Below are 13,793 nucleotides of genomic sequence, written 5' to 3' on the forward strand. Positions count from 1 at the left end.
CCACACCATGAAAACCACCGGCGACCAGCAACTTGTCAAACGGATCAACCGCAGCGTGCTCCTGCGGTTGCTGCGCCAGCGGGGCGGCCTGTCGCGCGCGCAACTGGCCAGCGAGAGCGGCCTGACCAAGTCGACCGTGAGCCTGCTGGTGCGCGAGTTGATCGAAGAGGGCTGGATCACCGAAACCAGCCTGGCAGCCGCACAGGGCCTTGGCCGCCCTTCCACACCCTTGCAGCTGGACGGCAGCCGCCGCGCCATGCTGGGCGTGGAGATCGGGGTCGAGTCGCTGCGCGTGGTGGGTGTGTCGCTCACGGGCGAGGTGCTGTGGTCTGCCGAGGAGCCCCTGGCCGACCGCGCGCCTGGAGCGGTGTGCGGCCAGGTTGCGGCCCTGGTGGTGCGCGCGCATGGCGAACTGGCGGCCAGGCCGGTGCTGGTCTCTGGCATGGGCATCGGTGTGCCCGGCGCGTTCGACGAGGCCACCGGCACCATCCGTTTCGCGCCCAACCTGGGCTGGCGCGATGTAGCCTTCCAGCCGATGATGGCACGCGCCCTGGCCGAGGCTGGCTGCCCGTCGGTGGCTATGCATGTGCAAAACGAAGCCGACACCGCCGCGCTCAGCGAATACGAGTTTGCAGGCGGTGAGGCGACGGATTCGCTGATCTTCGTGACCTGCGGCGTGGGCGTGGGCGCTGGCATCGTGCTCAACGACCGCCTGTTCACCGGGCTGCAGGGCATGGCTGGCGAAATCGGCCACAGCATTGTGCAGATCGACGGACCGGCGTGCTCCTGCGGACGCAAGGGGTGTGCCGAAACCTTTCTTGGCGCCCGCGCTCTGGAGCGGCAGGCCGAGCCAGCGCGCGGCGGCGTCTACCTGGGCGTGGTGCTGCAAAACCTGTGGACCACCTTCAACCCGGGCGCACTGGTCGTCGGTGGACCCTCCTGCGAGCGCTATCCCGACATCCTGCGCGTGGCCCGAGAAACGCTGCAGGGCTATGCGGCCAGCGCAGGCATGGCCGCGCCCAAGGTGCGTTCGGCCCGCTACGGGCTGCTGGCCTCGGCCGTCGGCGCGGCCGCACTGGTGCTGCACCACGAGCTTCGGCCCATGCATGCGCCTGCGGTCACCGCGCCACCGGACGAGCCCGAACACCGACAGGGCGAAGCAGCGCCCCAGTTCCTTCACTGATTGATTGCAACAACCCATGTACATCGGCATCGACATTGGCACCTCCGAAGTCAAGGCCCTGCTGCTGGGGCCTGACCAGTGCGTGGTGGGCTCGGCGGGCGTGGCCCTCACGGTGTCGCGGCCCCACCCGGGCCACAGCGAGCAGGACCCCGCTGACTGGTGGGGCGCCACGCAGGCGGCCCTGGCCAGCCTGCAGGCGGCGCACCCGGGCGAGTATGCGGCGACGCAAGCCATCGGCCTCTCGGGCCAGATGCATGGCGCCGTGCTGCTGGATGCGCAAGACCGCGTATTGCGGCCCGCGATCCTCTGGAACGACACGCGCAGCGCCGCAGAGTGCAGCGAGATGATGCACGAGCTTGCGGCCCTGAGCGATCTGGGCGGCAGCCTCGCGATGCCGGGCTTCACCGCGCCCAAGCTGCGCTGGGTCGCGCGCCACGAGCCCGAGGTGTTCCGGCGCGTGGCCAGGGTGTTGCTGCCCAAGGACTATGTGCGCCTGATGCTGACAGGGGAACACGCCAGCGACATGTCGGACGCCAGCGGCACGCTCTGGCTTGATGTGCGGCGCCGTGACTGGTCCGACCCCCTTCTGGCGTTGACTGGCCTTTCGCGCCGGCACATGCCCCGGCTCGTTGAAGGCAGCGAGGTCAGCGGGCGGCTGCGGGCCGAGGTCGCGCAGTCGCTGGGCCTGCGGCCTGGCACCGTGGTGGCGGGTGGTGCGGGCGACAACGCGGCCAGCGCCGTGGGCATGGGCGCGGTGCAGCCAGGCCAGGGGTTCCTGTCGCTGGGCACCAGCGGCGTGCTGTTCGTGGTCACGCCCACTTACCAGCCCAACGCCGCCAGCGCCACGCATGCGTTCTGCCATGCCGTGCCCGGCCGCTGGCACCAGATGAGTGTGATGCTCGCGGCGGCCAGCGCGCTGCAGTGGGTCGCGAAGCTGCTGGGTACGCCCCATGTCGAAGACGTGGCGGCACGCGCGGCGGCGCTGGATGCTGCGTGCCGAGAGGCCGCACCACTGTTCCTGCCGTACCTCAGCGGCGAGCGCACGCCCCACAACGACGCCGGTGTGCGGGGCAGCTTCCACGGCCTGGACTTCGATACCGATGCCGCGCGCCTGGGCTACGCGGTGATGGAAGGCGTGGGCTTTGGCTTGCGCGATGGCTTGGCCGCATTGAACGCCGCCGGCAGCGAGGTCACGCGCCTGTCGCTGGTGGGCGGCGGCGCCCGCAGCGCCTTCTGGGCCCAGATGCTGGCCAGCGCGCTCGATGTGGAGATCGTCACCCACGGTGGTTCGGCCGTCGGCGGCGCCCTGGGCGCCGCCCGCCTGGGCGCCTTGAGCGCGGGGGTCCCGATGGCCTCCACCTGCCTGCCTCCCCCCGTGGACACCGTCTACCAGCCCGACCCGGGCGAGAGCGCGCTGCTGGCGCCTCGCCATGCCCTGTTCCGCAGCCTGTACCGCAGGCCCTGACGTCCTTAGCCGAGAAACCCATGAGCACCTACTTTTCCGACATTGCCCCCATCGCCTACGAGGGCCCTGAGTCTTCCAACCCGCTGGCCTTCAAGTGGTACGACAAAGACCGCCTGGTGCTGGGCAAGCGCATGGAGGAGCACCTGCGTTTTGCCGTCTGCTACTGGCACAGCTTCTGCTGGAACGGGTTCGACCCTTTCGGCTACGACGGCACCTTCGAGCGTCCTTGGCAGCGCACGGCCGACCCCATGGCCGCTGCGCGCATGAAGGCCGATGCGGCGTTTGACTTCTTTGTGCGCCTGGGCGCGCCGTACTACTGTTTTCACGACCGCGACGTGGCGCCCGAGGGCAGCACACCCCGCGAGAGCGTGAACCACCTGCACGAGATGGTCGATGTGCTGCAGGCCAAGCAGGCCGAGACCGGCATGAAGCTGCTGTGGGGCACGGCCAACCTGTTCAGCCACCGCCGCTTCATGTCCGGCGCCTCGACCAACCCCGACCCCGAAATCTTTGCCCTGGCTGCCCTGCAGGTGAAAGAGGCGATGGACGCGACGCTCAAGCTGGGCGGCGAGAACTATGTACTGTGGGGTGGCCGCGAGGGCTATGAGACCCTGCTCAACACCCGCGTGGGCCACGAGCTGGACCAGATGGGCCGCTTCTTGAACATGGTGGTGGAGTACAAGCACAAGATCGGCTTCAAGGGCCCGATCCTGATCGAGCCCAAGCCGCGCGAACCCTCCAAGCACCAGTACGACTTTGACACCGCCACGGTCTATGGCTTCCTGGCCCGCTATGGGCTGGACAAGGAGATCAAGGTCAACATCGAGGCCAACCACGCCACGCTGTCGGGCCACAGCTTCGAGCACGAGATCGCCACCGCCATTGACCTGGGCATTTTCGGCTCGATCGACATGAACCGCGGTGACATGCAGTGCGGCTGGGACACCGACCAATTCCCCAACAACATCCCCGAGACGGCCCTGGCCCTGTACCTGATCCTTCAGGCCGGCGGTTTCACCACCGGGGGCCTGAACTTCGACGCCAAGGTGCGGCGACAGTCGCTGGACGCCGAGGACATGTTCCACGGCCACATCGGCGGCATGGATGTCTCGGCCCGGGCGCTGCTGATTGCCGAGAAAATGATCACCGACGGGCGCCTGGCCCGCCATGTCGATGCCCGCTACGCCGGCTGGGGTGATGCGTTTGGCCAGGACCTGCTGGCCGGCCGGCTGGGGCTGGACGAGGTGGCGGCCCGTGCGCTGCAGCGCAACCAGGACACGCGGCCGGTTTCCGGGCGGCAGGAGCTGCTCGAGAATCTGCTCAACAGCTATCTTTGACCCGCCGTTGTGAACGGGGAGTGCCCATGAAACCCGTGGTGTGGGGTGTTCTGAGTACGGCCAGGATCGGCATCCAGCAGGTGATTCCCGCCATGCGGGCCAGCCCGCTGGTAGAGCTGCGCGCGATCGCTTCGCGCTCCCTGTCTGCTGCCGAGGGGGCTGCGCGGTCGCTGGACATTGCCCAGGCCTACGGTAGCTACGAAGAACTGCTGGCCGACCCGGCCATCGAGGCGATCTACAACCCCCTGCCCAACCACCTGCATGTGCCGCTGACCCTGCAGGCGGCGGCCGCTGGCAAGCATGTGCTGTGCGAGAAGCCGGTGGCGCTCAGCGCAGCAGAGGCCGAGTTGCTCAGGGCCGCCAGTCGCCGCGTGCACATCGAGGAGGCCTTCATGGTGCGCCACCACCCGCAGTGGCTGCGCGCCCGCGAACTGGTGCGCGCGGGGCGCATTGGCACGCCCCAGGCGGTACAGGTGTTCTTCTCGTACTTCAACGACGATCCGGGCAACATCCGCAACCAGCCCGGCATCGGCGGTGGGGCGCTGTTCGACATTGGTTGCTATGCGGTTCTGGCGGGACGCTATCTGTTCGAGTGCGAGCCTTTGCGCGCCGTTTCGCTGGTAGACCGCGACCCGCAACTGGGGACCGACCGGCTCACCAGCGCACTGCTGGATTTTGGCTCCGGCAGGCAGGCGGCATTCACGGTCTCGACGCAGAGCGCCCGGTTTCAAAGGGTTCAGGTAGTGGGCACGCGCGGGCGCATCGAACTGTTCATCCCCTTCAATGCGGTGCGGGGCGGCGAGATGCGCTTGGCGGTGGACGACGGCGGTCAGCCCGATGGCAGCGGCATCACCGTCGAAACCCTGCCGGCCTGCGACCAGTACCGGCTGCAGGTAGAGGCTTTTTCCCGCCGGGTACGCGGCGCAGCGGGGCCGCAGGCCGATGGTGTTGATGACGCGGTGGCCCAGGCGCGGGTGATGGATGCCCTGTGGCTGTCCGAGCGCACGGGGCGCTGGGAGCCGGTGGACTAGCATGCGCGACAGAGGGCGCATCGGCTGCAACGCCCGATAGCCGGTGTTGTCAGGTTTTACCTCCGACCTGCGGGGGACTACCCTGCGTTTATCGGTACTGCGGAGTGTCCCGTCCCCTGCGCAAATGCCCGATGGACCGCGCGGGCCACCGGCACTCCGGTTACTCCGGCTGAATCCCCGCCTCCTTGACCACCTTGCCCCATTTGAGCAGGTCCGACTTGATCAGCGCCGCATACTCCTGCGGCGTGCCGCCCTGGATCTCGATGCCGGCGGCCTCCAGCTTGCTGCGCACGTCGGGCAGTTTGAGGGCGGCGTTGATCTCGGCGTTGAGTTTGGCGACGATGGCCTTGGGTGTGCCTGCAGGCGCGAGAAAGCCGCCGTTGGTGTTGGCGTCGTAGCCCTTGAGGCCCTGTTCGTCGGCCGTGGGCACATCGGGCAGGGCGGCGGTGCGCTTGCGCGTGGAAACCGCGATGGCGCGCACGTTGCCGCCCTTGACCTGGGCCTGGATGGCGCTGATGGTGTCGATGTACAGGGCCGTGCGGCCGGCCAGCAGGTCGGGGTGCGCGGCCGACGAGCCCTTGTAGGGCACCAGCAGCATCTGCGCGCTGCTGGCCATGCGGAACATCTCGGCGGCCATTTCCTGGGCGCTTCCCCGGCCCGAGGTGGCAACCTTGGCCTGGTCGGGGTTGGCCTTCATCCAGGCGATGAACTCGGGCAGCGTCTTCGCCGGGATCTGCGGGTAGATGGCGAAGACCAGCGGCACCTCGTGCGTGTAGACGATGGGCTCGAAGCTCTTTTCCGGGTCCCAGCCCAGGTTCTTGAACAGGTATTTGTTGATGTTGTGGCTGCCGCCCACGATGCCGATGGTGTAGCCGTCGGGCGCGGCCTTGGCCAGCACGTCGGTGCCCAGGTTGTTCGAGGCGCCGGGCCGGTTGTCGACGATGACCGCCTGGCCCAGGGACGTGGCCAGCTTGTCGCCGACCACGCGGGCAATCGTGTCGATGGCGCCGCCGGGCGGCGCGGGCACGATGATCTTGATGGCGCGCGTGGGGTAGGCGGCCGCCTGGGCCGATGCCAGCTGTGGTGCGGCTGCCAGCAGGGCCAGCACCGCCGTGTGGGCCAGCGCCTTGAAGCGTGTGGATGTGGTTTGCATGGTGTTTGTCTCCGTTGTGGTCTTGTGGAATCGGGTCGTTGCCAGTCGTCAGCCGCGCCCGACGAAGGGCATGGCGCTGGCCATGAGGGTCATGTTCAGCACGTTGGCCGACAGCGGCAGCGCGGCGATGTGGCGCACCGCATCGGCCACGTGGGTGGCGTCCATCATGGGTTCGGGCGCCACCGTGCCGTTGGCCTGCAGCACGCCCCGGGTCATGCGCTCGGACAGTTCGGTCAGCGCATTGCCGATGTCGATCTGGCTGGCCACGATGCCGAAGGCACGGCCATCGAGCGCCAGCGCCTTGGTCAGGCCCGTGACGGCGTGCTTGCTCAGCGTGTAGGGGGCCGTGAAGGGGCGCGGCGTGTGCGCCGAGATCGAGCCGTTGTTGATGATGCGCCCGCCTTGCGGCGCTTGGCGGCGCATGAGCCCGAAGGCCGCGCGGGCGCACAGGAACACCCCGCCCACGTTGGTGTTGAGCACGCTCAGCCACTTCTCCAGAGGCAGCTCGTCCATGGGCACGGCCGGGGCGTTCACCCCGGCGTTGTTGAACAGCAGGTCCAGCCGGCCAAAGCGCTGCTCGATGGCGTCGAACAAGGCCTGCACGCTGGCCGGGTCGGTCACGTCGGTGGGCACGGCCAGGGCCGTCTGGCCGCGCGCGGCGGCCTCATCCGCCAGGGCCTGCAGCGGCTCGGGGCGTCGGCTCGCCAGCACCACGGTCCAGCCGTCGCCCAGCAGGCCAAGCGCGGTGGTGCGGCCGATACCGCTGCCCGCCCCGGTGACCAGGGCGATGCGAGGGGGTGAAAGGGTGTTCATGCTCAAGGTCTGTCTCCGTCAAATGGGGGAAATCGCCGATGAGCCTGCGCCCACCGCCATGGAAAGTTCTCCGATGCCTTGCACGCCCGCGCGCACCGCATCGCCCGGCTGCAGCGGGCCCACCCCGGCAGGGGTGCCGGTGTAGACCAGGTCCCCCGGCGCGAGATTGACCGAGCGCGACAGCATGGCCACCAGCTCCGGCACCGTCCACAGCAGGCCGGACAGGTCCGCGCTCTGGCGCTCCTGGCCATTCACCGTGAGCCAGATGGTGCCTTGGCGGGGGTGGCCACACACCGCAACGGGCACGATGGGCGTGCAGGGGGCGGATTGGTCGAAGGCCTTGGCGGGCTCCCAGGGGCCGCCCGCCTGCTTGGCTTGTTGCTGCAGGTCGCGCCGTGTCATGTCCAGCCCGGCGGCATAGCCCCAGATGTGCTCTGCCTCCACGCGCTCCGGGGCAATGTCGCGGCCGCCCCGGCCAATGGCCACCACCAATTCGACTTCGTGGCAGAAGTCGCGGGTTTGCGCGGGGTAGGGCAGCACGCCCTGTGCGGGTACCACGGCGCTGGCGGGCTTCATGAACCAGGCGGGCATGTGCGCGGGCCAGTGTTCATCGGGCGCCCAGCGGTAGTTGCGGCCGATGCAGAACACCCGGCCCACGGGGAACAGGGCACTGCTGCCCGCCACCGGCAGGGCGGTGGCGGCGGGTGGAGGGAACGCGAAGTCCGGCATGGTGACTCACTCGATGGTGATCTTGCGGCTGCGGATGATCTGCGCGTAGCGCGCCCTGTCGGCCGCGATCAGCTTGCCGAACTCCTGCGGCGAGGTGGCGCGCGGCACGCCGCCCAGGCCGGCAAAGCGGGCTCTCACGGCTTCGTCCGCGAGCACGGCACGCACATCGGCCGAGATCCTGTCCACCACCTCGGGCGGCGTGCCCGCAGGGGCCAGCAGGCCGATCCACGAGATGGCGTTGAAGCCCGGCAGCGCGCCTTCGCCCAGTGTGGGCACCTCGGGCAACGCGGGCAGGCGCTTGTCGCCGGTGACGGCCAGGGCGCGCAGCTTGCCGGCCTTGATGTGGCCCGAGGCCTCCAGCGCGGTCATGAAGGAGAGTTGCACATGCCCTGCCAGCAGGTCGGCAATCGCAGGACCGCCGCCACGGTAGGGCACGTGCAGGATGAAGCTGCCCGTCTGGTCCTTGAACATCTCGGCCGTCAGGTGCGGCGCGCCGCCGGCCCCCGAGCTGCTGTAGCTGAGCTTGCCCGGCTGCGCCTTGGCCAGGGCGATGAACTCGGCCGGCGTCTTCGCTGCCACCGAGGGGTTGACCATCATCGCCAGCGGCAACTCGGCCACCAGCGAGATGGGGGCGAAGGCCTTGTCCGCGTCGTACGGCAGTTTGGCGTACAGCGAGGGGTTGATGGCCTGCGTGCCGATGTTGCCCAAGATAAGGGTGTAGCCGTCGGCCCTGGATTTGGCCACGTAGTCGGCACCGATCTGCCCGGCCGCGCCGCCCCTGTTCTCCACCACCACGGGCTGGCCCCAGCGCCGGGCCAACTGCTCGGCGATGACACGGCCTCCGGTGTCGGTGCCGCCCCCGGGCGGGAAGGGCACGACCAGGGTCACCGGGCGGTTGGGATAGGCCTGTGCAAAGGCGGCGGGTGCCGCCAGGGCCGTGGCGCCGAGGGCCATGGCCAGGGTGAAGGCGAAGCGTCGTAGTGTGGACGTCATGGTGGTGTCTGTCTCCGTTGTGTTTTTTGGGGGATGGGGAAGCGGGGGAGCCGCCAGGCTCAGTTCATGTGGTCAGGCTCATCGCCGGCCGCTCGCCGGCCAGCGCCTGGGCCACGCTGTCCAGCACCATCTGGCCCATGGCCGCGCGCGTCTCCCAGGTGGCGCTGGCGCGGTGGGCCTGCAGCACGGTGCGCTCGCTTTGGCGCAGCGCCAGGGGCACGCGCGGCTCGTCCACGAACACATCCAGCCCTGCGCCGGCGATCTGGCCCGCACTGATGGCTGCCGCGAGGTCGGCCTCGTTGACCAGGCGGCCACGCGCTACGTTGACCAGGTAGCCCTGCGCGCCCAGCGCATCGAGCACGGCCGCATCGACGATGCCCTCGGCGCTGTCGGCCGCAGCGCACAGCACCAGTGCGTCGGACTCGCGCGCCAGGTCCAGCAGGGTGGGCACGAAACGGTGCGCCACATCGCTCATGGCGCGCAGATCGGTGTAGGCGATGGGGCAGCCGAAGGCGGCGGCCCGGGTGGCCACGGCGCGGCCCACCCGCCCCATGCCGACGATGCCCACGCGCATGCCGGAAAAGCGCCGCGCCAGCGGGATGGCGCCGGGCTGCGGGAACTGCTCCCACTGGCCGTCGCGCACGAAGCGGTCGCCGGTGCAGATGTTGCGGCTGGCGGCGATCAGGAGGCCGATGGCCAGGTCGGCCACATCCTCGGTCAGCGCGCCCAGCGTGGCGGTGACGGGCAGGGCGCGGCCACGGCAGTAGGCCAGGTCCACCGCGTCGGTGCCCACGCCGTTGACGGCCACCACCTTGAGGGCGGGCAACTGCTCCAGCATGGCGCGCGAGATGCCCGTGTGCCCGCCGGTGATCACCGCGCCGATGCCTGCGCCGTGCGCTTGCAGCCATGCCGCGCCATCGGCCATCTCGAAGTATTTGTGCACCGTGTACAGCGAGGCGAGCGCGTCGTTCACCGACGGGATCAGGATGGGGTTGAGTTGCAGAACCTGGGGCTTTGTCATGTCGGTATGCGGAAACACGTTGGAATGGAAGGCATCGTAGTTTTGTGTTGATGCTGTGGTCAATCTTGACGTGTAAAATCAATGTATAGACCTCAACGACGACCACCACCATGGCTTCCTGGATTTCGATGACCGAGGCCTGCCAGCTCCTCGGTGTGCAACCGCAGACCATCTATGCCTATGTGAGCCGGGGCAAGCTCGAGGTCATGCCCGACCCGGCCGACACGCGCAAGAGCCTGTACCGCGCCGAGGACCTGAGCGGCCTGGCCCGGCGCAAGAAGGCCGGTAGCAAGCGCGAGACGCTGGCCACCAACACGCTGTTCGGGGCCGAGCCCAGCATCCCGACGGCGCTGTCGGCCTTCTTCCGCGAGCGCCCGCACTACCGGGGTGAAGACGCCATCGTGCTGGCGCGCACCGCCACGCTCGAAGATGCGGCGCAGCTGCTGTGGGCGGCCGAGCAGGCGGTGGATTTCGCCTGCGATGCGCCGGCCGGCACCGCGGCACCGGGGCGCGGCGCCGCGTTCACGGTGCTCGCCGGGCTGGCCGCCACGGGGCACTCCACCAGCGGGCGGCTCACGCGCGTGCTGCATGCCGAAGGCCAGGCCCTGGTGGGCCAACTGGCCAATGCCTTCGGCGCCCAGCCCGGCAAGGGCCCGCTGCACCTGCGCTTTGCCAAGGGCTGGAAGCAGCGCGCCCCGGTGGCCGAGCTGCTGCGCACGGCGCTGGTGCTGCTGGCCGACCATGAGCTCACGAGCTCGGCCTTTGCCACGCGCATCGCGGCGTCCACCGGCGCCTCGCTGCCGGCCTGCGTGCTGGCGGGGCTGAGCACGCTGTCGGGGCCGCTGCACGGTGATGCCTCGGGCCGGGTGCAGGCGCTGTTCAGCGAGGTGGAGCGGCTGGGCGAAGACAAGGTGCTGGCCCATTACCTGTCTACCGGCCTGCCGCTGGCGGGCTTCGGCCACCCCATCTACCCCGATGGCGACCCGCGCGCGGCGGCCCTGCTCGCGATGTTCGAGCCGCCCGAGGTGATTGCGCGCTTCATCCACAAGGCGACCGAGTTGACCGGCCTGCAGCCCAACATCGACGTGGCCCTGGCCGCCCTGGTCGCGCACCACCGCCTGCCGGCCGACGCGGCGTTTGCCCTGTTCGCCACCGCGCGCAGCGTGGGGTTGCTGGCCCACAGCCTGGAGCAGCGCGGCGTGGCGCAGGTGATCCGCCCACGCGGGCGTTATGTGGGGCGCATGCCGGTGGTGCCGCAGAACGCCCGCAAATAGGCAGGGTGTGAGCGCATGTATCGTCTGCTATGCAATGTGTAGCTGCATATCCATGCAGCATAAGCCGTGGCCGCTGCAAATGCCCGATGCCTTCAGCGGGCCTTCTGCTTGGGAACGCGTGCCCCGGCGGCTATGATCAATTCATGATCAATCGCCTGCCCGGCCTGTCCCTGCCCGAGCGTGCCTGGAGCACGGTACGCCGCTGGGCCGTGGCGTGGTGGCGCATCCTGTACCTGGGGGCGGTGGTGCTGGTGCTGGTGCTGTCGCCGTCGAGCTACGGGCGCGCCACGCGCCGCTCGCTGGCGCGCCACCTGTACCTGGACACGGCGCCGGTGCTGCTGGGCTTCACGGTGCTGGCGGCGCTGATCAGCCTGGTGCTCACGCGCATCGTGGTGGTCACGGCGCTCAGCTATGGCCTGTCGCGTTATGCCATGGAGATGGTGATCCGCGTGCTGGTGCTGGAGCTGATCCCGCTCACGGCCGCACTCTTCGTGGCCATGCGCGCCACCATCCCCAACGGCACGCAACTGGCCTTGCTGCGCCAATCGGGCCGCTTCGACGAACTGCGCGCGCGCGGCTCGGACCCGGTGCGTGTGGAGCTGCTGCCGCGCGTGGTGGCCGGGGTGTTCGCCAGCATCACGCTGGCCGCGCTCAGCTGCGTGGTGGCGCTGGTCATGGGCTACCTGGGCGTGTACGGCTTCAACCTGGCCGAGGCGGGGGGCTACACACGCATGTTCGGGCGCGTGTTCACCCCCAGCGTGACCACTCTGTTCGCGCTCAAGACGCTGTTCTTCAGCCTCACCGTGGCGCTGATCCCCATGGCCGCCGGTTTGTACGACGCCGAGGGCCGGGGCCAGCCCGATTCGGAACTGGGCGGCCTGGCGCGCATGTTCGCCGTGCTGCTGCTGATCGAAGTCGCCTCGCTGATGGGCAACTACTACTGACCCATAACAAAAACACACCCATGACCGACCGCTCACCACCTCCCGCGCCGCCGCCGCCGCCGACCGAAGGCTCCACGCAGGAGACGCTGCGCCCCGTGGCCTACCTGGAGATCAAGGCTGCGGCGCTGCTGATGTTCACGCTGGCGCTCATCGTCGGCTCGGGCCTGTTCCTCATGTATGCGCGCGGCGTGTTCGAACCCACGCAGACCCTGGTGCTCACGGCCGACGATTCCGAGGGCGTGGTGGTGGGCATGGACATGACGTTCTCGGGCTTTCCCATCGGGCGGGTGCGCCGCATCGAGCTGGCCAACGAGGGCAATGCGCGCATCACCATCGAGGTGCCCAGCAAGGACGCGCACTGGCTGCGCAGCTCCAGCGTGTTCACCCTGGTGCGCGGCATCGTGGGCGGCACCAACATCCGCGCCTACAGCGGCATCCTCACCGACCCGCCGCTGGAGAATGGCGCGGTGCGCCCGGTGCTGCGCGGCGATGCCACGGCCGAGATCCCGCAGCTCATGGCCTCGGCGCGCGAGCTGCTGGGCAACCTGAACAACCTGACCGCGCAGGACGCGGCCCTGGGCACCACCCTCTCCAACGTGCAGCAACTGACCGAGCGGCTGAATGGCCCAGGCGGCGTGCTCGGTGCCCTCATGGGCAGCGAGAGCGATGCCAAGAAGCTCGTGACCACACTGGACCGTACCAACACCCTGCTGGCGCGCCTGGATACCCTGGCCACGCGCGCCGACCGCCAGGTCTTCGGCGCCGATGGCAACAAGGATGCGCTGGTGCCCGAGCTGCGCGCCGCCGTCGGCCAGGTCAACGACCTGCTGGCCGACACCCGCACCAGCCTCAAGAAGGTGGACGCCGTGCTGGTCGAGGCCCAGGCCGTGGGCGCCAATGCCCGCGAGGCCACCAACGACCTGGGTGCCCTGCGCGCCGAGGTGGAAAGCAACCTGCGCAAGATCGACAGCCTGGTCACCGAGATCAACCGCAAATGGCCGTTTGCACGCGACCGGGAGATCAAGCTGCCATGACCCACAAGACCATGCCCATTGTGCGAAGTTTGTTTGCCGCTACCCTGATCGGCAGCTTGCTTGCCGGCTGCGCGAACAAGCCGCCCGAACCCGAGTGGGAGATGAACGCCCAGGGCTCGTCGCAGAAGGCGCTCGACGCCTACCTCTCGGGCAACGCCCGCGTCGACAAGCTCGAATGGGAGCGCGCCCGCGCCGAGGTGGCCCGCACCGCCCGCCCGGACCTGCTGGCCCGGCTGGAACTGCTGCGCTGCGCCGCCCAGGTGGCCAGCCTGGCGGTGGAGCCCTGCAGCGCCTTCGAGGCGCTGCGCCAGGATGCTGCCGCACCCGAGCGCGCTTATGCCGATTACCTGGCCGGCAAGCCGCTGGCCGCGCCCGACGTGGCGCTGCTGCCCGCCGCCCAGCGCGCCGTGGCCGCGCCAGGATCGGGCGGGGCTGCGCTGGCCGCCATCGAAGACCCGCTCTCGCGCCTGGTGGCCGCCGGCGTGCTGCTGCAGGCCGGCCGGGCGGACCCGGCGGCCATCGCCACCGCGACCGACACCGCCTCCGCCCAGGGCTGGCGCCGCCCGCTCATGGCCTGGCTGCTGCTGCAAGTGCAGCGCGCCGAGGCGGCGGGGGACAAGGACGCGGCGGAGCGCCTGCGCAGGCGCGTGGCGGTGGTGGAGCAGGCGGGCGGCAGCAAGTAGCAGGCTGCCGGCAGGGCGACAGGGCCAAACCCTTCGGTTTGGCCGGGACGCACCGCTGGGGTACATTGCAGCCGTGCGAAGATTCCTTGTCATCTGCTTGCTGTTGCTGGGCAGTGCTTTCCTCACCCAGACG

General features: G+C 69.4%; 13 protein-coding genes. 8 read left to right on the forward strand and 5 right to left on the reverse strand.

Annotated features, from left to right (window positions below; all coding sequences use genetic code 11):
- The first annotated feature begins 7 nt into the window (after positions 1–7).
- Genes ASE28_RS28085 through ASE28_RS28100 form a run of 4 tightly spaced genes read left to right on the forward strand, consistent with a single transcriptional unit; the run spans position 8 to position 5,016 of the window.
- Complete coding sequence (locus tag ASE28_RS28085; protein WP_057269399.1) at positions 8–1,183, forward strand: ROK family transcriptional regulator; 1,176 nt, start codon at positions 8–10, stop codon at positions 1,181–1,183.
- Between the two features lie 16 nt (positions 1,184–1,199).
- Complete coding sequence (xylB, locus tag ASE28_RS28090) at positions 1,200–2,648, forward strand: xylulokinase (protein ID WP_057269400.1); 1,449 nt, start codon at positions 1,200–1,202, stop codon at positions 2,646–2,648.
- A 20-nt stretch (positions 2,649–2,668) separates the two neighbouring features.
- Entirely contained in the window at positions 2,669–3,985 is a 1,317-nt protein-coding gene (gene xylA, locus ASE28_RS28095; protein ID WP_057202949.1) for a xylose isomerase, read from the forward strand.
- Between the two features lie 26 nt (positions 3,986–4,011).
- Positions 4,012–5,016 carry a Gfo/Idh/MocA family protein gene (locus tag ASE28_RS28100; RefSeq protein ID WP_057269401.1) on the forward strand — a complete coding sequence of 335 codons (1,005 nt, stop codon included), beginning with the start codon at positions 4,012–4,014 and terminating at the stop codon, positions 5,014–5,016.
- Positions 5,017–5,176: 160 nt separating this feature from the next.
- Here ASE28_RS28100 and ASE28_RS28105 read toward each other — a convergent pair whose 3' ends face one another.
- The 5 genes from ASE28_RS28105 to ASE28_RS28125 form a co-directional block, all read right to left on the reverse strand.
- On the reverse strand, positions 5,177–6,169 hold the full coding sequence (locus tag ASE28_RS28105) for a tripartite tricarboxylate transporter substrate binding protein (RefSeq protein WP_057269402.1): 993 nt from the start codon (positions 6,167–6,169) through the stop codon (positions 5,177–5,179).
- A 48-nt stretch (positions 6,170–6,217) separates the two neighbouring features.
- The gene (locus ASE28_RS28110; protein WP_057269403.1) at positions 6,218–6,982 is read right to left on the reverse strand and encodes an SDR family oxidoreductase; all 765 of its coding nucleotides are present in this window, start codon (positions 6,980–6,982) and stop codon (positions 6,218–6,220) included.
- A gap of 18 nt (positions 6,983–7,000) precedes the next feature.
- A complete protein-coding gene (locus ASE28_RS28115; RefSeq protein WP_057269404.1) occupies positions 7,001–7,711 on the reverse strand; it encodes a fumarylacetoacetate hydrolase family protein in 711 nt (236 codons plus the stop codon).
- Between the two features lie 6 nt (positions 7,712–7,717).
- Positions 7,718–8,704 carry a tripartite tricarboxylate transporter substrate binding protein gene (locus tag ASE28_RS28120; RefSeq protein WP_057269405.1) on the reverse strand — a complete coding sequence of 329 codons (987 nt, stop codon included), beginning with the start codon at positions 8,702–8,704 and terminating at the stop codon, positions 7,718–7,720.
- A gap of 64 nt (positions 8,705–8,768) precedes the next feature.
- Positions 8,769–9,725: a 2-hydroxyacid dehydrogenase gene (locus ASE28_RS28125; RefSeq protein ID WP_057269432.1), complete on the reverse strand. Its 957-nt coding sequence runs from the start codon at positions 9,723–9,725 to the stop codon at positions 8,769–8,771.
- A 110-nt stretch (positions 9,726–9,835) separates the two neighbouring features.
- Here ASE28_RS28125 and ASE28_RS28130 point away from each other — a divergent pair, with 110 nt between their 5' ends.
- The 4 genes from ASE28_RS28130 to ASE28_RS28145 all read left to right on the forward strand — a co-directional run bounded on the left by ASE28_RS28130 (position 9,836) and on the right by ASE28_RS28145 (position 13,660).
- Positions 9,836–10,999 (forward strand): citrate synthase family protein, encoded by a 1,164-nt coding sequence (locus ASE28_RS28130; RefSeq protein WP_057269406.1) that lies wholly within the window; start codon positions 9,836–9,838, stop codon positions 10,997–10,999.
- A gap of 143 nt (positions 11,000–11,142) precedes the next feature.
- Positions 11,143–11,943, forward strand: a complete 801-nt coding sequence (locus tag ASE28_RS28135) for an ABC transporter permease (protein WP_057269407.1) — start codon at positions 11,143–11,145, stop codon at positions 11,941–11,943.
- Positions 11,944–11,963: 20 nt separating this feature from the next.
- The gene (locus tag ASE28_RS28140; protein ID WP_057269408.1) at positions 11,964–12,977 is read left to right on the forward strand and encodes an MlaD family protein; all 1,014 of its coding nucleotides are present in this window, start codon (positions 11,964–11,966) and stop codon (positions 12,975–12,977) included.
- Positions 12,974–13,660 (forward strand): hypothetical protein, encoded by a 687-nt coding sequence (locus tag ASE28_RS28145; RefSeq protein WP_235516239.1) that lies wholly within the window; start codon positions 12,974–12,976, stop codon positions 13,658–13,660. The genes ASE28_RS28140 and ASE28_RS28145 overlap by 4 nt, the downstream gene beginning before the upstream one ends.
- Positions 13,661–13,793: the final 133 nt, after the last annotated feature.

Origin of the sequence: Acidovorax sp. Root219 (genome assembly GCF_001428665.1) — a bacterium.
GTDB lineage: Bacteria > Pseudomonadota > Gammaproteobacteria > Burkholderiales > Burkholderiaceae_C > Acidovorax.